The sequence below is a fragment of the Chloroflexus sp. genome (assembly GCF_034431535.1).
Taxonomy (GTDB): Bacteria; Chloroflexota; Chloroflexia; order Chloroflexales; family Chloroflexaceae; genus Chloroflexus.
In genome coordinates this window covers 56,223-79,928 of record NZ_DAOUDC010000055.1, presented here as the reverse complement: position 1 = coordinate 79,928, position 23,706 = coordinate 56,223, and the positions used below count along the sequence as shown (strand labels likewise).

14 protein-coding genes and 1 pseudogene are annotated in these 23,706 nt (G+C 59.2%); 10 read left to right on the top strand and 5 right to left on the bottom strand.

Going from position 1 to position 23,706, the window contains the following annotated elements; all coding sequences use genetic code 11:
* Window positions 1–56: 56 nt before the first annotated feature.
* From U9R61_RS13555 to U9R61_RS13520, 8 genes are all read left to right on the top strand, one after another.
* Window positions 57–1,358, top strand: coding sequence for a ParB/RepB/Spo0J family partition protein (locus U9R61_RS13555; RefSeq protein WP_322489351.1), 1,302 nt, complete (start codon window positions 57–59; stop codon window positions 1,356–1,358).
* Window positions 1,355–2,518: a ParB/RepB/Spo0J family partition protein gene (locus U9R61_RS13550; RefSeq protein ID WP_322489350.1), complete on the top strand. Its 1,164-nt coding sequence runs from the start codon at window positions 1,355–1,357 to the stop codon at window positions 2,516–2,518. The genes U9R61_RS13555 and U9R61_RS13550 overlap by 4 nt, the downstream gene beginning before the upstream one ends.
* A gap of 18 nt (window positions 2,519–2,536) precedes the next feature.
* Window positions 2,537–5,815 (top strand): AAA family ATPase, encoded by a 3,279-nt coding sequence (locus U9R61_RS13545; RefSeq protein ID WP_322489349.1) that lies wholly within the window; start codon window positions 2,537–2,539, stop codon window positions 5,813–5,815.
* Between the two features lie 11 nt (window positions 5,816–5,826).
* A complete protein-coding gene (locus U9R61_RS13540) occupies window positions 5,827–11,517 on the top strand; it encodes a hypothetical protein (protein WP_322489348.1) in 5,691 nt (1,896 codons plus the stop codon).
* Between the two features lie 13 nt (window positions 11,518–11,530).
* Window positions 11,531–12,169, top strand: coding sequence for a hypothetical protein (locus U9R61_RS13535; protein WP_322489347.1), 639 nt, complete (start codon window positions 11,531–11,533; stop codon window positions 12,167–12,169).
* 161 nt (window positions 12,170–12,330) lie between these two features.
* A complete protein-coding gene (locus U9R61_RS13530) occupies window positions 12,331–12,678 on the top strand; it encodes a hypothetical protein (protein WP_322489346.1) in 348 nt (115 codons plus the stop codon).
* A gap of 1,116 nt (window positions 12,679–13,794) precedes the next feature.
* Complete coding sequence (locus U9R61_RS13525) at window positions 13,795–14,286, top strand: helix-turn-helix transcriptional regulator (RefSeq protein ID WP_322489345.1); 492 nt, start codon at window positions 13,795–13,797, stop codon at window positions 14,284–14,286.
* Window positions 14,287–14,333: 47 nt separating this feature from the next.
* The gene (locus U9R61_RS13520; RefSeq protein ID WP_322489344.1) at window positions 14,334–15,047 is read left to right on the top strand and encodes a sigma-70 family RNA polymerase sigma factor; all 714 of its coding nucleotides are present in this window, start codon (window positions 14,334–14,336) and stop codon (window positions 15,045–15,047) included.
* 622 nt (window positions 15,048–15,669) lie between these two features.
* Here the strand turns inward: U9R61_RS13520 and U9R61_RS13515 are convergent.
* The 3 genes from U9R61_RS13515 to U9R61_RS13505 all read right to left on the bottom strand — a co-directional run bounded on the left by U9R61_RS13515 (window position 15,670) and on the right by U9R61_RS13505 (window position 18,054).
* On the bottom strand, window positions 15,670–16,347 hold the full coding sequence (locus U9R61_RS13515) for a hypothetical protein (protein ID WP_322489343.1): 678 nt from the start codon (window positions 16,345–16,347) through the stop codon (window positions 15,670–15,672).
* Between the two features lie 132 nt (window positions 16,348–16,479).
* Window positions 16,480–17,118, bottom strand: coding sequence for a hypothetical protein (locus U9R61_RS13510; protein WP_322489342.1), 639 nt, complete (start codon window positions 17,116–17,118; stop codon window positions 16,480–16,482).
* A gap of 138 nt (window positions 17,119–17,256) precedes the next feature.
* Window positions 17,257–18,054 (bottom strand): hypothetical protein, encoded by a 798-nt coding sequence (locus U9R61_RS13505; protein WP_322489341.1) that lies wholly within the window; start codon window positions 18,052–18,054, stop codon window positions 17,257–17,259.
* Window positions 18,055–18,481: 427 nt separating this feature from the next.
* On the opposite strand from U9R61_RS13505, the gene U9R61_RS13500 reads away from it, so the two are divergent.
* Both U9R61_RS13500 and U9R61_RS13495 read left to right on the top strand, forming a co-directional pair.
* A complete protein-coding gene (locus U9R61_RS13500) occupies window positions 18,482–19,405 on the top strand; it encodes a tyrosine-type recombinase/integrase (RefSeq protein ID WP_322489340.1) in 924 nt (307 codons plus the stop codon).
* Window positions 19,406–19,423: 18 nt separating this feature from the next.
* Window positions 19,424–21,193 carry a Tn3 family transposase gene (locus U9R61_RS13495; RefSeq protein ID WP_322489339.1) on the top strand — a complete coding sequence of 590 codons (1,770 nt, stop codon included), beginning with the start codon at window positions 19,424–19,426 and terminating at the stop codon, window positions 21,191–21,193.
* 16 nt (window positions 21,194–21,209) lie between these two features.
* Here U9R61_RS13495 and U9R61_RS13490 read toward each other — a convergent pair.
* Window positions 21,210–21,701: pseudogene (locus U9R61_RS13490) on the bottom strand (Tn3 family transposase); the annotation flags it as partial.
* 149 nt (window positions 21,702–21,850) lie between these two features.
* Window positions 21,851–23,692 (bottom strand): ABC transporter ATP-binding protein, encoded by a 1,842-nt coding sequence (locus U9R61_RS13485; protein WP_322489338.1) that lies wholly within the window; start codon window positions 23,690–23,692, stop codon window positions 21,851–21,853.
* Window positions 23,693–23,706: the final 14 nt, after the last annotated feature.

Here is a 23,706-nt window from a genome sequence, read left to right as displayed (position 1 = left end):
CCGTATAGTGACCGTAGCAGAACGAAAGGTCATCAACGAAGACGGAGCAACCCAGCATGGCACCCCGAACTAAAACCGTCGCGCAGGTGGTGGAGATCGAGCGAGAGCGTATTGAGGTCGATGCCGGCCAGGTGCGCCAGGAGAAGAGCGAGGGGCTTCAGGAGTTGGCGACGAGCTTCAAGGGGGGGAGCGTGATCCCTCCCCTCATCGTCACCGACCTGGGTCACGGCAAGTATCGCCTAGTGGACGGCGAGCGGCGTTGGCTGGCCGCAGGTATCGCAGGCATTGAGCGCGTTCCGTGCATTGTGCAGGCCCCGAAGGGGTATCTGGAAACTCGCATCGAGCAGATGCAGCGCAACAACGCGCAGCCCATGACTCCGCTGGAGTGGGCGCAGGGCAGCTACAACGCCTACCTGGCTGCCAATATCGCTGCGCTGGCCGCCGAGGCAGGCGTGCCTGACCCAACTGAAGGGCTGGTGGAGGCGGGCCTGAAGCCCACCGAGCAGCGCGAGAAGCTGGAAGCCTGGCTCATGGAGCTGGCCGGCGATACGGTGATCGGCTACCTCACCAGCGGCAGGGTGCGCGTGACCCGGAAAGAGGTGTTTGAGCGCCTGGGCAAGCCGACGAGCGACGCCGCGATCAAGAAGCTCTGGGCACCCCTGAAGCTGCCTGCCGAGCTTCAGAACAAGCTGGAGGGCACGGGCGTCTCGACACGCACGATGGACGATCTGACCGGGCTGCCAGAGGGGGAGCAGGCAGAGGCGGTTGAGGCGGCGCTGGCCGCCGCCGGCGAGGGTGGCGACGTGAACGCGGCGCTGCGCGAGGAAATCAAGGCCCGCACCGAGAGCAAGGCAGACACCGCCAGTGATGACGTGACTACTGAGCTTCCAGAAGCCGACGAGGGCGTGGTAGAGCCCGACGAGCGTGGTACTACGGGCCTGGATTGGCCGGAGCTTGATGCTGGGCGAGGCAAGCAGACCGCTAGGCTCCCAGAAGCCGACGAGGGCGCCGACGAGACGGACATGGTGGCGCTGGCTGTCGAGGAGCGCGGCGACGACTTCGAGTCTGACCCCAGTCTGGCGCTGCCGTTCGGCGGCGGCCCCGGCGGCAAGGGGAAGATGCATGTCAATGGCCCAGAGCCGGGACGTGGCAGCGTGCCGCCGGCGGGCTTCGGAGCGCGTTGGCCCCAGCCCCTCGTGTTGCAGTTCAGTGCCGGCCTGGAGGCGCTGCTGGGCACCTTTGACGCCGCCGGCCCGGCGACGCTCGACGAGGATCAGCAGCGGCTTCTGAGCAGCATGTGGAACGAGCTGCTGGAGCGGGCGGAGCAAGCGGGCCTGAGCATTGAGGTGCCGCGGTGACAGCCACAGCCCTGCCCAACATCCCGTTGCTGCGGGCAGGGGGGGTACTGCGCGAGATCCCGGTGACAGCGATCCGCGCAGCCCGCCGGAACCCGCGCACCGACGCCGAGTCAACGATAGAGAGCCTGGCGGCCAGCCTGGGCGCCGGCATGGTGCAATACCCTATCGTGGTTGCCGTCAGTGATGACGAGTATGAGCTGGTAGACGGCGAACGGCGCTGGCGTGCCGCACAGGCCGCCGGCCAGGAAACGCTTTTGTGCCTGGTGCGCGATCCGGGTACACCTTCGGCCACGCTGTTCACCCAGATCCTCGCTAACTTGCACCGGCAAGAGCTGGGGCCGCTTGACGAGTCGGCGGCGCTCAAAGCTGCCTGGCTGATGCTCAACGCGCAGGCAATGGGTCTAAGCGAGCAGGCCGATGCAATCCTGGGTGCCGCGACCCAGCTTCGTGATGCCCTGGCACCATTGCGCGCCCTGCTTGATGACGCGGGCTGGAACTGGCGCGAGCCGCCGGTGTCTCAGGCCGTCTTTGTGGAGCGCCTGGGCCTGGGCATCTCCGCATCGGTTTTGAAGAAGAAGCTCCAAGTGCTGAGTGCCAACGACTCTATTCAGGAGTCAGCCCGACAGCACAAGCTCACTGCGGCGGCGATCCGTGCCCTGATGAACCTTGACCCTGATCAGCAGGCGACCTTGCTGGCCGCTATCGACGCCGATCCGCCGCTGGCAAAGGCCGTGCGCTCAATTGTGCAGGGGGTGAAGCAGAAGGGCCGCACGATTGAAGAGGCGATCAGCGTCGTCAGCGGGCGAGATGCTGATGGCGATGATAGTGACAACCTAGCCGGGGCGTCGCCATCTGGGGGCAGCCAGGTGGCAGCGCCTTCCTATGCTGTCAGTAGTGACGACGATGACGGTGAGGCGACCTCAGACGGCGAGCCAAGCCGCCCAGCGGCTCCAGCTCGACCAACGATCAGCGACGATGCCGCTATGGATGCCGTGCTCCCGATCATTGAAATCGCGCAGGAGCTTCAAACGAAGCTCACCCAGCTCCGGCGGCTGGTAGGCACCGATGCAACCCTTACCGATCTCCCCCAGCCGTGGGGCGAGTATGCCAGTGAGGCCGTGCGCCTCATCACGACAACGATTCAGCCCTATTCATCCTAGCTCTGGGAGGAGCGCCCCATGTCGTGTGATGGAAACCGTGGCGTGTTTCATAGCCAGGTGTGCGGTGGTGGCGGCAATGGCCCGGTAGCCGCCTCATTTGGCGCCATTTCCGAGAAGGAGCTGGCGCGTCGTCTGAGTGAAGCGTTTGGCAGCCCGGCCTCGTCCGAGGCCGCCCTGGAAGCTATTTTCGACCGGGCGCGGCGCCAGGCGAACACTGGCGATAAGCTCGCTCAGTCGATGGCCGAAGCGCAGACCCGCGCTCTGTTCAGGATAATGCAGGAGCGCGGCATTAAGCCGCCCACGCACAGCACTAACGGCTTACCGAAGGCTGATGCACAGTTCGGCTACGCGGCGATTTATCAGACCCTTACAGCACTCCGCGACAATAAATCGCTTCCCGCCGTGGCCGCCAAAGTGCAGCGTGATATTGCCGCGAAGGCGGGCAGCGCCAATGCGCGCACGCTCTCGTCGATTCGCCAGGAAGTGCTGGGCCGGCATCGCTGCATGAGCTGTGGCCGCTTTGCTCCGGCTCAGGGAGGCCACCTGTGTCCCAGGACGGCCACCGGCGCGTCGATGCAGCGGTCGCTGATCCGCCGCCTCCGGGTGCCACCCACAGCTTATCCCGCCAGCGATCTGGATGCGCTGATCGCGCAGGCGCGCAGCTCCGGCAGCGTTACGATGCGACACAGCCTCACCGGCGAGCCGGTCAATGTGACCCTGGATGGCCTGCCGTTAGCACTCACACAGGGCTTTGTGCCCGACGATTGGCGTGGCAACGAGTCGTTGGCCCTCGTCGAAGTCAGCAGCAATCGCATTGTTTCGGTGCTGAATGATGCTGGCCTGAACCGCGTGGCCCTGCCCGCGAATGCCGTTGAGGCGGCTGCCGTGGCGTCAGGCGTCGCGCTTCCTCCTGGCACCCCGGTGGCTTCCGCCGGCGGGGCGCCACCGGCGGTCGCTCCTGCCCCTGTCACCGAAGCCACCGCTGTGGCCGTGAGTGGCGGCAGCGCCTACACGGCGGGCCGCTTCATCGGCACGGAATATCGCAAGGCGCGGGGTGCCGCGAAGGGCGAGACGGTGCAGGTCGAGGGCGTGACTTTCACCGTGGGCGAGGAGTTGACCGCTACGGCCTACTGGAGCAGCGCCCGGATCACCGAAGCGTACCCGCCCCCGCCCAAGGGCATCACTGTGGGGCGCACGCTGCCGGCGGCGGTGGAGTTGCTTCGTACTGGCTCTGTGTACGAGAAAAATGGCAAGATTGAGGTGTACGACAAGGATGGGCATCTTGCCGGTGTCTATGACCCGGCAACGGGCACAACGGCGGATGTCGTGGGGACGCCGAACGCATCCCCGGCGCAAATGGCCGCGCTCATTGCCTACAAGGCCCGGCATCCTAAAACCGTGTTTGATCGAACGCTGGCTGTGGATCTGCTGAACATGCGCGATGGGACAGGCACGGCGATAGCTGCTGCCGACGGCGCATATATCGCAATTCACGAGGGGCTGAAGGCGGGTGAGACGCTGAAGATGGGCGGCAGCCTGGCTGCTCAGAAGTGCCCGGAGTGCGGCAAGTTTATAGGCGACTCCGGGTGTTTAGCCTGTCTGCGCGCTGGCGCCGCCGAGGCCGCAGCGCCGGCCCCAACCACCGGCGTCGGCCCGGTACAGGTCAACGTGCAGGTGGATTCGCCGGTTGTTGCCGTTGAAGCGCCCAAAGTCACCGTTGACGGGGTAGCCGTAACGGCGCAGGCGCAGGTCGATGTGGCCGCCCCCCAGATCACGATTGAGCGTGTTGAGGCGACAGCGCAGGTGAGCGTCGAGGCACCGCAGGTGACGGCGCAGGTAGACGTAGCCGCCCCCCAGGTTAATCTGAACCTGAATGCCGACGACTTGGCCGCGGCGCTGAACCGCGCTGCTGCTGCCGCGCCTACCCCTGTCACCGCTGCCGGCGAGGCGCTGGCCCCAGCCCCGGCTCCCGCGCAGACGCCGATCACCGACCCGGTGTTGGCCGGGTTGCTGGCGCGTGTCGTGGAATCCCAGGAAGCCGCAGAGCAGCGCACGATGGCAATTCTGGAGCGGCTGGCCGGCGTGATGGCCGGTGGCCTGGCGCAGATGGCTCCAGCCCCGTCGGCTGAAGCGGCCCCGACGCCGGCCCCGGCGCCGAAAGCTCCGCCTCGGCCCGTGGGGCGTCCGGTGACGCCGGAGGGAGAGCGCACCGAGCAGGAGCGCCTGGTGGCGAAGGTGCGGCGCCAGGCTCCCGACCCGACCATGAGTGCCGTGCCGGCCTGGGCGCGACCCGCGAACACGGGCGAGGTTGACTTGAACGAGCTGATCCCGAAGGTCAACCCGACGTACACGATGAACGAGCAGGCCCGCAAGATCACGCGCACGATTGCGACGACGCTGTATATGGCGAGCAAGATGGGCGATGACGCCGCGGGCAACCTGGCTGCATTCGGCCTCTACGGGCCTCCCGGCTCTGGCAAGAACGAGCTGGCCCGGCAGTTCGCGGCCTCGGTGATCACCGTAGACGCCGATGGCGTTGAGCGCCAGGGACTGCCCTACTTCGAGCGCGAGATCGACCCAACGACTGACCCCACGGATCTCATCGGCGGCACCGCCATTGAAAATGGGCGCACCGTCGTGCGGCTTGGTCCCGTTGGACAGATGCTCGCTATGGGCGGCGTGGTGGCGCTCAACGAGGTCGTGCGTAGCCCGAAGCTGCTGACGGCGCTGCAATCGGCGATGGAGCCGCCGCGCACGATCCGCATCCCCTCGCCGGAAGGTGGTGTGATCTCGATCCCGGTGCATCCGTCGTCGGTGCTGTTTACGACGTGGAATCCGGGCATGGAGAATGACCCGGATCGGCCCGGTGGCGCTCCATTGGCCCGCTCCATGACCTTCCGGCTTGATCGGCCCGCTCCAGAGGAGCAATGCGCTCGTGCGTTGGCCTTCTTCGAGCGCAGCAATGACCCGGAGATCCAGGCAATCAAGCCGCACCCGGTTGAGGTGCGCGCCGCAGTGGATTTCTTCACCATGATCTGCACCAAGCTGGAGCAGGAGGGCCTGGGGAGTGGCACCGTTACCCCCGGCGCCCGCGAGCTAAACCGCTTCCTGCTGGTGGGCAAAACGGAGGGCTGGGGTATGGCGCTGGAGACACTCAAAATCTACTGCGCGCAGAACAGCCAGGATCTCCCGCAGCAATGGAGTGATTTCCAGGCGATGTTTGAGACGTGTTTCGGCCCTGATGGGCAGGATGTCGCGGATCGCATCGCCGGTGCTGCACCCGCTCGCAGCAACTAGGGGAGCGTACTATGTCGTGCGATGGCAACCGCGGAGTCTTCTTCGCCCACATCTGCGCCACCGCGGGTATGGGGAGTGGGGTCACACCCGCCGATCTAGAAGAGATATACGAGCGCAACATCGGCAATCCGAAGGGCTTTGCGGAAGAACTGGCGAACGACGCCAAGACCCGCAAGCTCTTTGCGGAGATGCGGAGGGTGAATATCACCCCGCCGACGCATAGTGCGACCGGCCTGCCAAAGAAGCCGTCGCGGCGCGGCTATGCCGCGATCTACGACGAGTTGAAGCGGCGTGGCTGGATCAGTGAGGCGGAGCCGACGGCGGGGCCGACTCCTGCCGCTGTTCCTGTGGTCGAAGCTGTCACAGGTGACGCGGTGCTCACCCGTGGTCGCCAAGCGGCCAGGCCGGATCTGCTGGCCGAGGAGGCAACCGGGGGGGTGGCTGTGGCCGCTCCTCCCGCTGCACCTCTCGTGGCGGTGCAGAGCAAGCCAGGGAGGATCGACGCCGTTGCCTTCCGCGTCAATGGTGGCCCGATCCGGTATGTGTGGGGCGGCTCCTGGCTGGAGATGAAGGATTTTGTCAAGGCGATGCCGGGCGGCACACGCAAGCCCTGGTTTCGCGGCGGCAACGTCAACGTGTGGGAGCTGTACTGCACCGAGGCCGAAGCAGAGGAGGCCCTGAAGGGGAAGGGCTGGCAGATCGCCTCGGCGAAACCCGACGTGTCGAGCGTGATCCGCGCCGGTGCTGCTATCGTTGACCCGACAGGCCGCGAGCTAGTGGCCGCCTCGCCGCCCGCGCCGGAGTTGGTGCCGATGCATGGTGGTGACGGCTCGGTAGCCTGGGCTCCCGCCGGTGCCGGCGCTGTCGCTGCTGCCGCCAGGGCTAACGCTGCTGCTGCAATGGCGACAGGCCCGACTATCGCTACGCCGCCCCCAGCGGCGCCAGCAGCCCCTTCGCCTCGCCCAGCGGCTCCTACGCCCCCTCCCGCGCCAGTGAAGAGCAAGGCGCAGTTGGAGCAAGAGGCTGGCAAGGCCGCCGAGGCGCTGCTGGCTGCAATACCCAGTATCGTCGATGTCGCAAACATGGAGGGGCAGATCCAGCCTGGCGGCCAAGTCGCCCAGCAGATGCAGCGGTGGGCGGAGACGGCAAGCAAGGTGTACACCACCGGCGACATTGCCCAGGCGCTCACCATGGGGAATGGGACAGGGGAGAACGCCTTCAGGTATCAATACTATGCACGCGCTATTTGCCAGGCTGGCGGTGTGCAGCGGTGCCCGACGTGCCAGCAATTCCAGGCAAAGGACGGCAGCCATGTCTGCCCCGATCAACGCTTTGACGAGAGCGGCTTCAACCGCAAGGGTTATAACCGGCGCGGCTTCAACAAACAGGGGTTTAATGCCGATGGCAGGGACGCCGAGGGGTACGACGCAACGGGTTTCCGTGTTGATCCTGCAACGAAAATGGAGGTTAATCGACGCGGCTACACGCGCAAGGGCTTGCGCCCTGATGGCACCCACGAGAATGGCTACACACAGCGGCGTGATGAGAAGGGGCTGGATTTCTACGGCTTCGATCAGCTAGGCCGCGATGCAGAAGGCTACGACCGTAATGGCTATGATGCGAACGGACGTGACCGCAACGGTTTTGACTGGGCTGGCTACGATGCTGCCGGCGTTCATATCGCCGGCAGCCCGGACGCCAATGGCCTCTACTCCGATGGTTTTGATGCCGACGGCTACGACCTCAACGGCTTTGACGCTGAGGGCTTCGATGCCTGGGGCTTCAATCGGAACGGGCTGGCGAGCGTCGTAAGGGGCAAGATCCAGCGGTGGATCTACAAAGATGGCCGCGATAGCGACGGGATGCGCTACTCGTTCAATGGATATGACCTCCAGGGGTATACGGCCACAGGCTACAACGCTGAAGGCGAAGATCGGAATGGCGAGAAGCGCAAGATGCGCTCGCCCAAAACGGGCAAGCTGATCCGAGCGACCTACAATGAGTTCGGCATTGACCCTAACGGCTTCAACCGCTGGGGCTTTAATGTGAACGATGGTCTGAGCGACCCAGATGAGCACGGGCGCCGGATGGCGCCGAACGGCTGGATTTTCGATCCGGCGGATGGCTATCTGTACGACCCCGAAGATCCCAGCCGGCGTATGCCCCACTCCTGGGAGACTAAGGATGTTCGTGTTGGCCGTTCCATCGTGCGGAAGGTTCTCAGCACCGGCAGGCCGCCGAGCTTCACGCCACCCTCATCTCTCGTCGATGGCCGGCTGCCGCCGAGTGGAGCAGTTTGTCGTGCCGTGGGGCGCGACCTCAATGAGAAGCGCCCGGCCCCTGCCCCGCTGGCATCAACCACGAGGCTGGATCTCTTGCGTCTTAGCCGCGACCCTCATGCCCGGCGGAACGGCGTACTGTTGCGCTGCCCGTATTGTGGACAGTTTACAGGCGGAAACGCACATAGCTGCCCACACTTTAAGCACCTTGCCCAGCGCGATTCGCATCACCTGGGTGCCTCCGTGCTTGTCGCGCCAAATGGCGTTGTGATCGACGCCAGTGGCGACACCGGCGAGTTGACCACTGGCAACACATCCATCTGGAATCCGGGCCGGCAAGCCTTGTACGTCGTCTACAACCCGGCGGTGCCTGACTACGATCCAACCTGCCGCTTTGCGGGCTATGACGAGCATGGGCGCGATCCTGACGGCTACGACATCTATGGGTATGGCCGAAATGGATACAACCGCCAGGGGTACAACCGCGAAGGCTTCGACATCTTTGGCTATGATGCTGATGGCTACGACCGCAACGGCTACAACCGCCAAGGGAAGAACCGCGAGGGGAAGCAGCGCCCGCTCACCGTTGAGGAGCTACGACGGAGCCTGGCGCCGGGCGAGGAGCCGCTGGAAAACGAGGAGATGGCCCGGCACTACTCCCGGTTGGCCCAGGCGATCACCGGGAAGCCCGTAACAGTCAAGTTTGACAGGAGCGTGCCCACGGGCGCCACGGATATGCGGGGCAACATCTACCTGAACCCGCATCCATTAGGCAAGGAGGCCGATCCGCGCCGCAACTTCCTCGTCTCAAAGGCAATCATGTATCACGAGGTTGGGCACGAGCTGACCACCAACCCCGAACATTGGGCCGAACTGAAGGGCATCGCGGCCAGCCCTGAGCCGGTGGAGGGCATCGACAAAGGCCGGGCGCACATCCTCCGCATCTACAACATCGTTGAGGATGGCCGCATGGAGCGGGAGATGAGCGACCGTTTTCCTGGGGTGGCCGGGACGCTCGCCGCTGCCGCGAGGTTGCGCGACAAGTGGGATTGTACCGTCGGTGCGGGCGTCCCCACGCTGCATCAAGTGACGGGTGCCCTGCTGTACACAACGCTGCCGTATTATCGCGTGCCCCAAGAAGTTGTCGATAAGATGACCCCGGAGGCCCGCGCGCTCTACGAGGAGTTGCGCCCGATTGCGCTCCGTGGGGCGCTCGGATCGCAAGAGGACTCGCTGGAGGCGAGTAAGGAGATCGTGCGCCGTCTGGAACGGGCAGGGGTGTTCGATCAGCCCGTGCCTGAGCAGACCAATGTGGAGGCAACACCCCCCGGCGGTGCCGTCGGCAACACGCCTCCCACGCCACCGAAGTCGAAGCGGCCCCAGCAGCCGGAAGGCGGCGAGAGCGGCCAGGGTGGCAGCTCTGGCGGTGAGCAGGGCAACGACGAGCAGGGCGGCAGTGACGACGAGCCGAATGGGCGCGGGAAGGGCTGGCGCAAGGGTCAGAAAACGGCCTCTGACGACGAGTCGAGCGAGGGCGGCAGTTCTGACAGTGACGAAGCTGAGAGCGGCCAGAGCGGCAGTTCTGGCGGCGAGCAGGGCGACGAAGGCGACGGCGATGGGGCCGGGGCCGGCGGCGGTGGTAACGAGGAGGGCCAGGAAGGCGGCGAGAGCGGCCAGGGCGGCAGCTCCGGTGGCGCTGGAGGCTCCCAGGGCGGTCAGGGTGGCAGTTCCGGCGGAAGCAAGGGTGACGACGGCGCCGGCCAGGAAGGCGGCGCTGGGGGCAGCTCAGGCAGCTCAGGCGGCTCGAACGGCGGTGCCGAGGGCAAGAGCCAGGAGGGTGGCGCCGGAGGCTCCGGCGAGGCTGATGGCGACGAGCCAAACGGGCGCGGGAAGGGCTGGCGCAAGGGCCAGAAAACGGCCTCTGACGATGAGGAAGGGGAGAGCGTCAACGCCGAGGGTGACGATGGCGATGATGGCGCCCAGAGTGGCGGCTCAGATGGCGCTGGAGGCTTCCAGGGCGACGATGGCGACGGTGGTGAGGGCGGCCAAGGTGGTAGCTCAGGCAGCAGCCAGGGCGGCCAGCAGAGCCGCAGCCAGAGCGGCCAGGGTGCCACCGGCGACGAGGGCGACGGCGAGAGCGGCACCTGGGGTGATGACAGCTCTGATGACGACAGCGACGCCTGGGGCGACGAGGGCGATGAGAGCGACGGTGAGGGCGACGACCAAGCTGGAGATGCAGCCAGCAACGTCGGATCGCAGAGCGGCAACCGACAAAGTAGCAATCGCCAGAGCCAGCCGGAGCCTGAGCCGCAGCGAATCAACCCCGATGCGATGCTGGAGCCTGAAATGGGCGAAGGCAGCGACAACATTGGGGGCGATGGTTATGGTGCAACCTCGTCGAGCGCGCCTACTGCCGTATCGGGCGAGCTATTTGATCCGCTCAACCCCTTCACTGACGCAGAGCTGGATGCCGCCTTGAAGGCGGCAGACCGAGAGGCCGCGCAGGTGATCGCCAGCCAGGTGCGACGCCAGGCAAACTACGACACGTTGGGCCGGCGCCTGCACCGACGCCTGACTGATGATCCAGTCGTTCAGCAGCCATACCGCACGCCTGACGGCAGGGCCAGCTACGTCGATGTTCTTCAGCCACGTTCTACCAACGCGGCCCACATACGTACCCTGGAGGGCCAGGAGCAACTGCACCGTCAGGTGAGTGGAAAGTTGGCCCGCCAGCTTCAGGCGATCCGCGCTCAGACCGACCAGCGCGTGCGCTTTCAAACCAGTGGGAAGCTCGACCAGCGGCGTCTCGTGGCCGCGGTGCGCGGGGTTGAGGAGGTGCGCCAGCAGGTGAAAGAGATGCCGGCAACAAGCATGGCTGTCAGCGTCACCCTGGATTTCAGCGGGAGCATGTGGGGCCACATCACAAGTGGAAAGGTCTACAATGCCGCAAGCATCTTAGGTTCGACCTTCGAGCAGCTTGATGTGCCCTACGAGCTGCGCGGCCACGCCGACCGGGCGGCAATCTTCAAGGCAATGGAGGATGAGCACCGCGATCCAGCGCGCATGGCAATGATGGCAGTAACAAATAACGGCTGTGGTGGTGGAAACGCTGAAACGGCGCCGACGATGGCCTTGGCGGCTACGTCACTCATTGCCCGGCCTGAGAAAAACAAGCTGATCGTCTCGCTGATGGATGGCGATATGGGCGATCACGCCGCGACGGTGCAACAGCTTGCCGATGCCCGGAAGCAGGGCATCGTGACCTTCTGCGTATTCCTGGGACAGCCCAACGACTCGCAGAAAGCAAAGCTCTCTGAGATGTACGGGTCGGGGAGCTGGGTGCAGATCAACGACCTGAGCGAGATGCCGCAGGCCGTAGGCCGCCGGTTGGCACGAATTTTCGAGTCGATAGGGAGGAAGTGAGGCATAGAGCACTATGAGCGAGCGCATTGGAATGGGTCACGTCTACACGGAGGCCGCGGGCACGGGGATCGAGTGGCTGCCGGGGAAGGCCCGGCTCTGGCACGGCGGCAAGGTGGTGGCGGAGGCCGCGCACACGACGCTAACACCCTGGGAGTTCTGGCACGGCCTCCACTTCCGCGAGGCGTTTCCGATGATCACCCATTGGGGCTTTCGGAGCGTCTGGACAGGGCGCGTGAAGGTTGGCAGTCCGGAAGCGGAGCCGCTTGCCGACGGCTCGGTGTGGGGCTGGTTGACGTTTGATCTGCTCGACCAGCCGCGCCGACCCTGGGCGATCACGGACTCCAACCCCGTCGGCATTGAGCCGCCGCTGCCGCCCAACGAGGAGCAGATGGCGAACCTACCACTGCGCCTGACCCTTGCACGGATCATCCTGGCCGTGTTCAGGGACGAGTTGCCCCCGAACACCTGGGTGGCCGTCACGAGCCTGGTGGCCGCTGGTGATCTTGACCGGGCCTTCCCGCTGACGCACGAGGCCGCCGCGGAGGTCTATGGCGGCGAGTGGCGCCTGGTGATGGGCGACAGCCTCATGACGGCGCCGCTGCGCGATGCGCTTTGCACCGTCCTGGGCCTGCATCAGCCGGTGGCCGCGTAGCGTCATATGGGTCAGAGGTGACACGAGAGAAGCCGGGCCTGTAGGCCCGACTTCTTATTTTGATGCTTGACAACCTGTACGGTCTACGCTATACTAGTTCCATAGCGTAGACCGTACAGGTTTTATACCAATAATACGAGAAATTAGCTAGAAAGACGACAATGCCCACGCTCAACCTCGACCCCATCACCACCATGCTGATCGCCGCTGTTGCGTTGGCTCTGTTCGTCGGCCTGCTGGCCTATCTGTCGCGGCGCACCGTGAAGCAGAGCGATTTCTACTTCAATGGCCGGACGAAGAAGATTCCCGACACGGTGCTGCGGAAACTCCTGAACTACCTGACGCCCGCCGAGCGGGCGCGTGTGGGCCAACTGCTTCAGCGTCAGCGCAATGGTGAGCGCCTGAGCGAGCGTGACTATGCCTGGTACACCGTCGCGGTGGGGCAGGCGATCTCGCGCCTCATTGATGATGATCCGGGGGCCGCGTACCACTTCCGCGATATGCTGTAAGGCTTTGTACTGCGTCACTGACGCGGTTTGTCAGGAGATACAGGCCGTCGTGATCGTGGGGCACAAGCCCGGCGATCACGGCGGCCCCTTCGTTCCACCACTGGCTCATCGGCCCATCCCACTGGCCGATCTCGCGTTCAGGGGACGGCACGTTGTTCCATGCAACCGTTGGCTGCTCATCGGAAGAACAGTGAAAGATGTAGCACAGGATGTAGTCAACTGCCCCGATCCGTGTGAGGGGCGCCGCCATAATCTGCGCTTCAAACCAGGCTGTCACCGCTTCCGCTGGCGTTCCTGGGGGCAGCCAAATATCTCTATAGCCAATCCCCTCCGCGTTCGCCTGATGAATGGCTGGTGTGAAGGTTTGCATCAGATACCAAAAAATGTATTTGTCAACGAACCACGCTACCCAACGTGGAACGCGATCCTCTGCCTGCGCTTTGAGGCACACAGACGTGAAGGGGTCGAGCCATTTAAGGAGCCAATCTATCGGTTTTTGTGGTCTGGTTGCAGCCATTGGTGCGCTTGGTCGAGCAGCGGAACGCTCTGAATAATAGCATAGGGGGACGGAGTGATTCTCCTATGTCCCACGATAAGACAAGGCCGCCTGTGAGGGCGGCCCTGTGCCTGCTGGGCTTCCACCAGCTTCAACCGTTCGTATCCTCATCGTCTGTACCCCAGAGAAACACCTGCTGAGTGTCAGGGAGGGCGTCAGCGAGGCGGCGCAGGAGGTAGGCCACCCCACGCTCTTTTTCAGCAAGGGAAAGCCGTGCGCTCATCGTAATTCGGCGCTGGCCCCCAAAGGTCATGAGAAAGCCCCCGAATGTCGTCAGCCTGTCACTCTCGCGGTACTCAACACCCTGTTCCTGCGTTACACTCTGAACCATATCAACCTCATTCCCCCGGAGACTCGGTCTATTCTTCGCGGTGCCGGAGTACCAGCCTTCATCCCATTACGCTCATCTCCACCCCGCTACCCATATAGAAGGGCAGGCGAGCAAAACGTATCAAAAAATCTTCCGCTTTTTCGGAACATCGTCGCAGCGTAGGTATGCTACGCTCTGGTCAAGGCGCTCAGGAGACACAGCCGCCGGCAGCAAACAACAGGATGCCCGTGTGAAAAAGTCTCGCTCAGAAGTTCCTGCCTTTGGTGAGGAAATAGCCAGGCTTCGCACCCGGCGCGAGTGGTCACGCTCGACACTAATCAAAAAATTAGACCGCGTATTGGCCGAAGCTGGTGACACCACGGCAAAAGATTATAGCGAGGCGTGGTTAGGGCGATTAGAGAATGGAGAGATTGTGAAAATCTCTCGACATATTGTTGTGTGCCTTGCAAATGCCCTCCAATGCTCACCACGAGAACGTGCGAAACTTCTGCTCCTTGCTGATAAAAATATCTTGCTAGATGCGGGAACGACAAATGCGGCGGTTATTGAGGTGTTTAATTATCAAATGATGGCTATTTACGATAAAATGTCGGGCTTTCTGGCTAGTTTGTTGGCAAGCCATCGTAGCGCATCACTTAGCGATGATGAGTTGAGGGAGATTTTTCTTACGGCTCTGGAAATGGTAGTCACCGATTACCGTGCTTCAGAGCGCCCCGATTAAGTATCGTAAGCGGTACGATGTGCTGCATTACGCATTGGGGTAACATCATGTATAGTGATGCAAAAGTTCTTAAAGCTACGTGGCTAGACATCGCACGGCGGAATCAATGGGCGCTTATTGACAATGTTGATGCGTGGATTAGCAGCGTTCAAGCGCATTACCCTGAAATTGGAACCGATATACAGCCCTCCACCTTGCTTTTGCGCGCCTACAGCGCACGTTTATACCAGGGTTGTATGTATCGTGAGGAGCGGGCAGCCTGGGAAGTATGGATATACTGCTATCGGGCTGCACTTCGCCAGTCAGATAGCCGTGAAAACGTTGAAGATGTTGTCCAAGAAACTATTGCTCTTGTGATTGAAAAACTGTCTCAAGTACGGCATCCAGAGTCATTTCTGCCCTGGGTACTAACGATCCTGCGGAGTGTGAGTCGTACATTTCTGCAAGCAAGGAGGAAAGGGAATGTGCCGCTCGGTGCTATAGAAGTCACCTCAGAGCGGCTTATCGATCCAATGCAACAACCTGCCGAAGAGACAGAGCAAAAAATCCTTAAAGAGAGGATGCTTTCTCTTTTAGGACAATTAAAAGCCTCGGAAAGAGAAATTCTTATCCGTCAACTTCTTTTTGACGAGCGTATTGGTGATATTGCGCGCGATCTCGGTTTAGATGCGGCGTATGTGCGTGTGATGAAGCATCGGGCACTCCATCGCCTTCGCTCGATGTTAGGTGCCGAGCTTGGCCTGGAAAATCGATCCCTCTAAAGGTGAATCATGTTTCGGTGCTGCTTCTAAGCGCAAACCATCTTAGACTACCCTCACAGTTGCATAAAGTCGCTGTTATGATAGCGACGCACGCATAGTGGAGGGTACAACGTGGGCACACATGTACAGCGGTCGCAGAACCGCACTTCGTCTGTATCTGCATCCTGTTCTCATCAGCGCCGTTCGCTTCGTACCTCACCTATCAGCCGCCGGCATCCGCGGGTGACGCCAAGAAAGCCGGGACGCCCCAAGCAGCGCCGACTCTTTCACCTGTCGAGTAGGTTTATTCACAGACAGGGGTCGCCTTATTATTCCGGGAAAATCGTACGCTAAGTCGGGAGCGTTGCCCCCCGCATTGGCCAGCTTAGGCCTATACCAGGATTTATGACACCAAAGGGAATATTCGGTAGGGTATTCGCAAATCTTATGGCTTTGAGCGGAAAAGAGAACTCGTAATGATGAGCAAAAAAGCAGCTGTCGGGCTGTTGTACTGTAGCATTAATGCAATTTATCCTGACCTAAACAGGTGTATCATCCTATTGCTTAATTTCGATAGACGGAGCAATTATATATTTGTAAGTCGCTTGTGATGCCCCGTTGTAAAAGACCAGAAATTACCTTCCTAATAAATTATTAGTCCCTCTATAATTTGATTATATAGATTATTACTAGAATCATTGTTGGTTATCCAAAGAAGCGAGTCGTGATCAAGCTTTACAGCATAGTATTCGATAAAACCCGTTCCGGTAATTGCCCTTCTATATGCCCTTCCCAAAATACCGGCAACTAAAAACTCTCTAATAGTGTCTTCTTGCACAGGATTCCCTACACTTGTCTCAGAATTTACTTCCAGCTCCATCCAATCGGTAATTGTTCCTGTATATTTAAGGATAACAAAATAGGGTCCTTCAGGGTTTTCCCCTAATGTACTTTGTTCTGAATTATATACAACCATACCAGAAGCTTCTATAGGTAAGCCATTGATCTGGTTGGAGGTAAAGCTAAAATCTTGCCAAGTAGCGTTAGGTGGCAAAGGAATATTCAACTTGTTCCACGAGTGGCTCTTCCATTTTTCAGAAACTTCTTGATCCATTTTGGCAGGTGTTTCTGCGTGAGCATGGTCAGCATGTGTGGGTGATTCTAAGGCTACCTCTGTTGGGGGGATTGCTCCCAATGTAGCTTCTGGGCTAGTCGCCGTAGATGTTGTAATAGTAATCCGTTCGCTATTTCCAGCTTCTTCAATAATACATCCATTAAGAATTGCTATAAGTATGAACAAATTAAGTGCTTTCCATTTCATAATAGTCGCCTTTTGTGCTTATGATGCTAGCTTCGTGAGTAGTTAAATAGTTGCCCGGACGCCCTTCACTGCAAGACGGCAACCACGCTTTAACTACAGGGTTACCGTCTTGCAGTAATTATAAACTAAGCTTTACTCCTTGTTTGTGCGATCATCAGGTGTAACTCCATCTACATAAATTGACAGATCCTCGTCTGGCAATAGCAAGCCAACACCAGAGGTTAGTGCATTGATAAGTAGTTTGTCGTCTGCCAGTTCTTCCGGTGTAATATATAATGCTTTAGTAACCTCGTGGCACTTGTGCTCCTCGCATTGTGTTTCCTGCGTTGTAACACGAGGATACCTTTTAAAGAGAACGCCCCGGAGTTCATCCTCACTTGCAATATAGATATAGGTGTAGATGTCACTAGGCTTGCTAGTTACATAAGGTCCACGCCGGTCAGTTCTAATGGTAGGCGCCTGATCGCAACGGCCTTGCACATGTGGGCCTGCGCCACGAGCTAATCCTGCTGGAACAAAGTCAGGATGCTTTGCTACTTGTGCTAAGGCCGAAGCAATTCGGCCAACAACTTCCGCGTTGGCACCCTTTCCATTTATCCACTGTACACATATTCGCAGGTTAGTGCGCTCGGGGATATTTCCAATAAAGCTTGGTGCATGATTGACCGGGTTAGTTCTCCCAGTAGTAGGAAATACCCAACTACTAATAGCAACTACGAGTAAAGCGGCGAGGATCCCAACTCGAGTCCTAGTAGTTGTGTTAGCTAACATGATGTTATACCCCCTCTGTATGAAGGATTAACTGCGATTAAGGTTGCACGGATTGAGGTCGCTACCCACACCGAGCAGCAAGAAGTGAAGTGCAATAGGGCTGATGTTAATGCTATTTGTTGCACTTCACTTCTCAAATCATCCGTTATTCGCTATATTTGTCACGCTATCACGATCTATCTGCTGGGGCCAGAAGATAGCGATAGGTACGCATGTACCTTTCCCTGCGTGCATGATACTCTGAGCACACTGAGTATTAGGACCATCTGCAAGGCCTAAGACATGGCCAAACTCATGAGACACAACATAAGCACGCTGGGAGTCATTGTGAAGTATATGACTACCATCAGCTTGTTGGATATACAGGGTTCGTTCAGGGAACCATATGTAACTGTCACGGCTGTCATTGTGCCCAATGACAGGATTGAACACTAAGACTCTATTGTCTTCGCATGCCACATTGCCACATGGAGAACCACCTCCAACCCAGTTCCATGCAGCCTGAGGCGTTGTTGGGTCATGAGCTAAATATATTTCAATTGGAATAGCGGCCCGATTAGGGAATCCGCTACAGGGTTGAACTGCACCATTGACGAGAGGCATATCAAAAAAGACTTTGTTATTTGCAAGCTCATCCCAATCCTCAGCCGGATTATCTATGTAAAGTTTTCGACGAACATTTGAACGAAAGCTTGTATGTGTAATGTGCTCTTGTGAGCTTTGAACGCATACTGCCTCCTTTTGGTCAGCCGCACTGCTATGCATCTTCGATTGATGATCATCTGATGCAGTTCGGTGATTTGCTCGTGCTGTGGGTAAATTGTTACTTACAATTCCAGCTATTGCTGTAAGAATAAGCAAGCCATATAAAATTTTCCATATTCGAAGAAATTCGAATTCTTTGTCTAAGTTTTCAGTATTAAATTGCTTCACCATGATGCCCTCCTCTTGCGTAAATGAGGCTAGCCTAGCCGCACGTTTGCAGCTAGAAGTGATGATAGCTACAGAGTAAAACAGGTATACTCTGACTAGGCAGGAACGATATGAAAATAGCATCGGTGATCGCAATAATAGTAGGATCAAATTTAGTATGCAACCTGCTTTGCCAGTACTTAAGTCCTGGGAGGCACTAGTACCTCCCAGGACCTTTTCCCCTATCCCTACACAGCTAGATCTAAAGAGTTGTCTATTGAGGTAGTTGTATCAGAACCATGCTTCCGGTACGAGTTGACGCCTCCCTGAGCTGCTCGTACAATAGCGGAGCGCATTCTAATGCCTTCCGCTTACTGAGCTACCTTCCTGGCCCTGCCCGGAAAGGTGGCCGAAACTCGTACCAGAATCGTTCTGGCCGAACCGCCTCGCCATGGAACCATCTTCCACCGAGCCGCCGCCGCTCGTCACCGCCTACCTTGCGACGCTGGAGGCCAAGACACCCGCCACCGTCGACGCCTACCGCCGGGTTCTGCGCCAGTTCTGCGCATGGCTCGTCGAGCGTCCCGGCTGCGGCGACGGCTTTGTCCCTGAGCAGTTCACCCGTACCGCCGTCGAGACCTATCTCGCCCACCTGGACCGCGCCGGTCGAAGCATCAGCGACCGTACCCGCGTGCGCGCCGTGCTCAGCAGCTTCGCCCGCTTTCTCATCGAGGACCAGGGCGTCCTGCGGCGTAACCCGACCCGGCAGGTCGTAGTTCCTCCTCAGACGATCCTCGCACCGCGCGAGCTGACTGAGGATCAGCGCTATGTGCTCGAGTCGCTCGTTGAGCGCGACGACACGCTTCGGGGCGCCGCCATCTTCGCCCTTGGCTACTGGGCCGGCTGCCGCGTAAGTGATGTCGCCTGGCTCCGCTTCGACGACACCCACGTCACCGCCCGCCAGGGCTCCATCCTCGTCGGGCACAAGGGCGGCAAGCAGCGCGAGATCGACCTCCACGGCAAGGTCGTTGCCCCGCTCCACGCCTACCTTCAGCAGGGCGGCCGGAAGCGCGAAAGCCCCTACGTCTTCACCTCGCAGCGCGCCGAGCGCCTGACCGAGGCCGGCATCCATCACTGGTTTCGCCTGCTCAAGGCCCAGGCGACTAAGACCGAGTGGGAGCTCATTCACGACCTGCGCTTCCACGACCTGCGCCACGACTTTGCCCATCGCGCCCGGGCCGCCGCCTGGAGCCTGGAGGAGATCGCCGCCTACCTGGGCCACACCACCACGCGGGGCACCCCTGCTATTCAGACCACCGCCCGCTACACCCAGGTGAGCCGCGACCGGCTCAAACGCCAACTCCAGCGCCTCTAGCGGCGAGAAAGTCCTCCCATGCCCACGCGCGACCTCCTCGCGCCGACTCAACGTGCCCAGTTCACCGAGATTCCCGAGCACTTTGGCGAGCGCGAGTTCGTGCGCCACTACACGCTCAGCCCGACTGACCTCGCCGTGATCCGGCGGCATCGTCGGCCCCAGAACCGTCTCGGCTTTGCCGTCCAGCTCTGCTACCTGCGCTACCCCGGCCGGGCGCTCTACGCCGATGATGTCGTTCCCGAGGCATTGCTGGCATTCATCGCCGCACAGCTCGAATGCGAGCCGGCAGCGTTCGCGGACTACGCCCGCGCCCGTGACACGACCCGGCGCGAGCACCTCGCCGAGATCCGCGAGGCCTTCGGCTTCCTGCCCTTCGACCGCGGCATGTACCGAGCGCTCTCGCACTGGCTCCAGCCCGTTGTGCAGGCCACCGACAACGGCGTGGCCATCATCACGGCACTGGTTGAGGAGTTGCGACGCCGCCGGGTCGTGGCGCCGGCGTTGTCGACCTTGGAACGGCTGGGGTGGGAGGCACGGCGCCGTGCCCAACAGCATGTCGTGACGGTGCTCACCGGCACCCTGACGGACCAGCAGCGCGCCCAGCTTGATCTGCTCCTCATCAAACCCGCCGACAAGCCGGTGACACCGCTGGCCTGGCTGCGCCAACCGGCGGGCAAGCCAAGTCCGGGCACCATCCTTGGACGCATCGAGCGGCTCCTACGTGTGCGCGAGCTGGAACTGGATGCCACACTTGCCCGACGGGTGCATCAGAATCGGCTCCGGCAACTCGCCCGTGAGGGCATGCGCTACACCCCTGCTGCCCTGCAGCAGTTCCCACCTGGCCGGCGCTACGCTACCCTGGTCGCCCTGCTGCTCGAACGGTCCGCCGTCCTGACCGACCAGATCCTCGACCTGCACAACCGGCTCTTCACGAGCTACTTCCGCCAGTGTGAGCACTCCCAGGCCCAGCAGGTCCAGACCCGGGGCCGCCCCCTCGCCGAGCAAGTGCGACTGTATGGGCGGGTCGGCCGCGCGCTCATCGACGCCCGTGCCAACGACACCGACCCCTACGAAGCGGTCGAGGCGGTGCTCCCCTGGGAGCGCTTTGTCGCCGCTGTCGCCGAAGCCGAGCGGCTGGCCAGCCCGGCGGTGGCGGACGCGCTCACGCTCCTACGCAACTACTACGAGCAGATGCGGCGCTACGCCCCCGAGCTCCTTGCGACCCTCACCTTTCAGGGTGCTCCAACCAGCAAATCGCTGCTTCAGGCCATCGACGTGCTGCGCATCGTGAACGCCGAGGGCAAGAAGAAGCTGCCGCGCGGAGCGCCTCTTGGCTTCATCAAGCCGCGCTGGGACCCGCTCGTCGTCACGCCCAGAGGAGTTGACCGGGCCCTCTACGAGTTCTGCGCGCTCCACGAGCTGCGCCAGAGCCTCCGCGCCGGCGACGTCTGGGTAGCGGGCAGCAACCAGTACCGCGCCTTCGCCGACTACCTCCTGCCCGTCGCCGCCTGGAAGGAGCTGCGCGACCGCGACGAGGTGCCGATCACGCTTCCGCCCAAGGCAGCTACCTGGCTTGGGGAGCAGCAGGAGGCGCTGCACACGCAACTCACCGCGCTCGCCGAGCAGCTCAGCGCCAAGGAACTGACTGACGTGCGGCTGGAGAACAACCGCATCATCGTCACCGGCTTGAGCAAAGCCGTCCCCGTCGAAGCCGAGCAGCTCGCCACCCAGCTCTATGGGGGTTTTTGCATTACCCCTCAAAAAGGTAAAATAAACGAAAACAGGTAGCACGACTGGGCTCGGCCTATGCCGCTTCTTCGATGCCCTCGATTGGGCGCCGGGCGAGCGCGGCCACGATCGCATCTACGTCGATCGGGCTCGCCCCCGTGGTGAACTCGTAGCGCCCGTAGAAGTTAATATGCTGCCAGGCTACCGGCGAAATCTGGGCCAGTTGCGCTGCTCCGACGGTGTCGCCGGCCGCGATTTTGGCTTCGAGGATACGCGATAGGATGGTCGCGTTGTAGTAGATGATGCAGTTGGTCAGCAGCCGATTACACTCACTCCAGAGCACCTGCTCCTCCGCCGTCCTGACGCGCAACTTCCCGAAGTTCGCATGGGCGACTGCCCGGCGTAGCTGGTGGTAGTTCTCACCCCGGTTCAGCGCCCGCTGCACGTTCTGGCGCAGTGGCGGTGAGTCCACGAACTCCAGCAGGTAGAGGCTGCGGAAGATGTTGTCGTACTCCCACAACGCCTGCCGGGTCTTGTTTCGCCGTGCATACGGGTGCAGCCGAGATACGTGTAAAAACGGGAAGTAAGCGAGAACGTGTAGCTCAGGCGGCCCTCTTCAGGCTCGACTGGTGCAGTGCGAGTCGGCAATTTTCAGTCGACGATGAGGCCAGATCCGGCATTGCTTGATCACAGAGAGCTTGTGCTCGCCGAAGTGCTTCAGGAATACTTTTGAGCTTGTAATGAAAATAGATGAGCGTAAAGTCCATTTTTCAGCATTAACTCAGTATGGTTACCGCATTCCACTATAGTCCCGTGCTTTAGAACAAGTATACGATCAACTGCTCGAACCGTGTTAAACCTATGGGAAATCAAAATGGATGTTTTACCTGTCGTTAATTCATGAAACTTTTGGAAAATTTCGTGTTCGTGAGAAGCATCAAGAGATGCGGTAGGTTCATCAAGAATAAGTATGTCACTATCCCGAATAAAAGCTCTACTAAGAGCAACCTTTTGCCATTGTCCCCCCGAGATCTGCGTACCCCCTTCAAACCAGTGTCCGAGTACTGTGTCATAACCTTGCGGCAATGTTAGCGCAACATCGTTAGCACCACTTGCTATTGCAGTAGAAACAATTTCCGCCTCATCTGATAATTTGTCAGTATCACCGAATCCAATATTTTCGCGCAACGTAGTAAAATAGCGAACAAAATCTTGAAATATAATACCGATACGTAAACGCAAATCTACTAAATCGTAGTCTTTTAATTCTACACCATCTATCAAAATACGACCCTCTGTTGGCTCGTAAAGACGCGAGAGCAGTTTAATAATAGTAGTTTTGCCAGCACCATTCTCTCCTACTAATGCTATCTTTTCGCCAGGGTTAATATGGAAGTTTAGGTCTCGTATAGCCCAGTCGCTACGTCCTAAATAGCAAAACGAGACGTTTTCAAAAGTGATCCCGTTTTTTATAGGCCGCGGTAGAAGTTTTGTACCCCCTTTTAGCTTAGTAGTGGATTCTATTTTTAAGAAAGAATACAGATTTTCCAAGAACAACCCTCCCTCGTATATTTCATTAATGTCGAAAAGAATAGCTTGGAATAGGCCCTGAGCTTGGCTGCATAGTAGTATGTAGAACGTCATTTCGCCTAACGTAATGTGGTTTTGGAGTGTTTCGAGAATAATCCAAGCATAAGCAGAATAATAGCTTGCTGTAGCCACTAAGCCCCAAATTATTCCTGCCACTGCACGTTGCCTAGCCAATCGTTTATCTTCACGAGCGTAATCAATAAAGATGCTTTTATATCGTTCAAGTAAAAAGCCGCCTAAGTTAAAAAGACGAACTTCTTTGGCACTGTAATCAGTCGTAAGCAAGTGTTCTAGATAATTCATTTTGCGAGACGCGGGTGTGCGACTTACCTGGAAAACGTAGTAGTTGCTACTATGAATAATACGGAAGACGAAAGCGGGGAAGGTCGCCACCAATAGAAGTAGAGCGATGAAAAGACTAAATGCAACCAGTGCAGTTAAAAAGGTGAGTATGGTAATTAGGTGTTGGATAAATTCAAAAGCTGTTCGAACTAGTTGGACGCTACGCCAACCAGCCTCATTACGAGCATTTTGGAGCTGATCGTAATATTCTGGGCTTTCAAAGTACTGAATATCTAAAGCAATTGATTTATTGATAATTTCCAAGCTAACCCGGTAACGAAGGTCTGTGCTTAATGTTCGCTGAATAAGCGATGAGCATTCAATAAATATAAGGTTCAGGCCCACAACGGCTAGTTCAAGAAGAATTAGAGGAACGATCTCGAGAAATACTTGGACGTCAAAAAGACTAGAACTGGCGACAACGGTATCGATTATAATTTTAGCAATCCAAGCTTGCGCTAATGGCGCAAACGCACTTAGAGCAGTAATAATAGATAGTACAATGGTTAGAAGCTTGTTTGTCTGCCATACCAGTATAAAAGCGCGCGGAAGATTACTCAAGGCCAATCGGAGACTGCGCCATTTATAAAGACCTTTTGGATCTGTAAAGCTTGTTTCGGAACTCATGAAAATATGTCAAT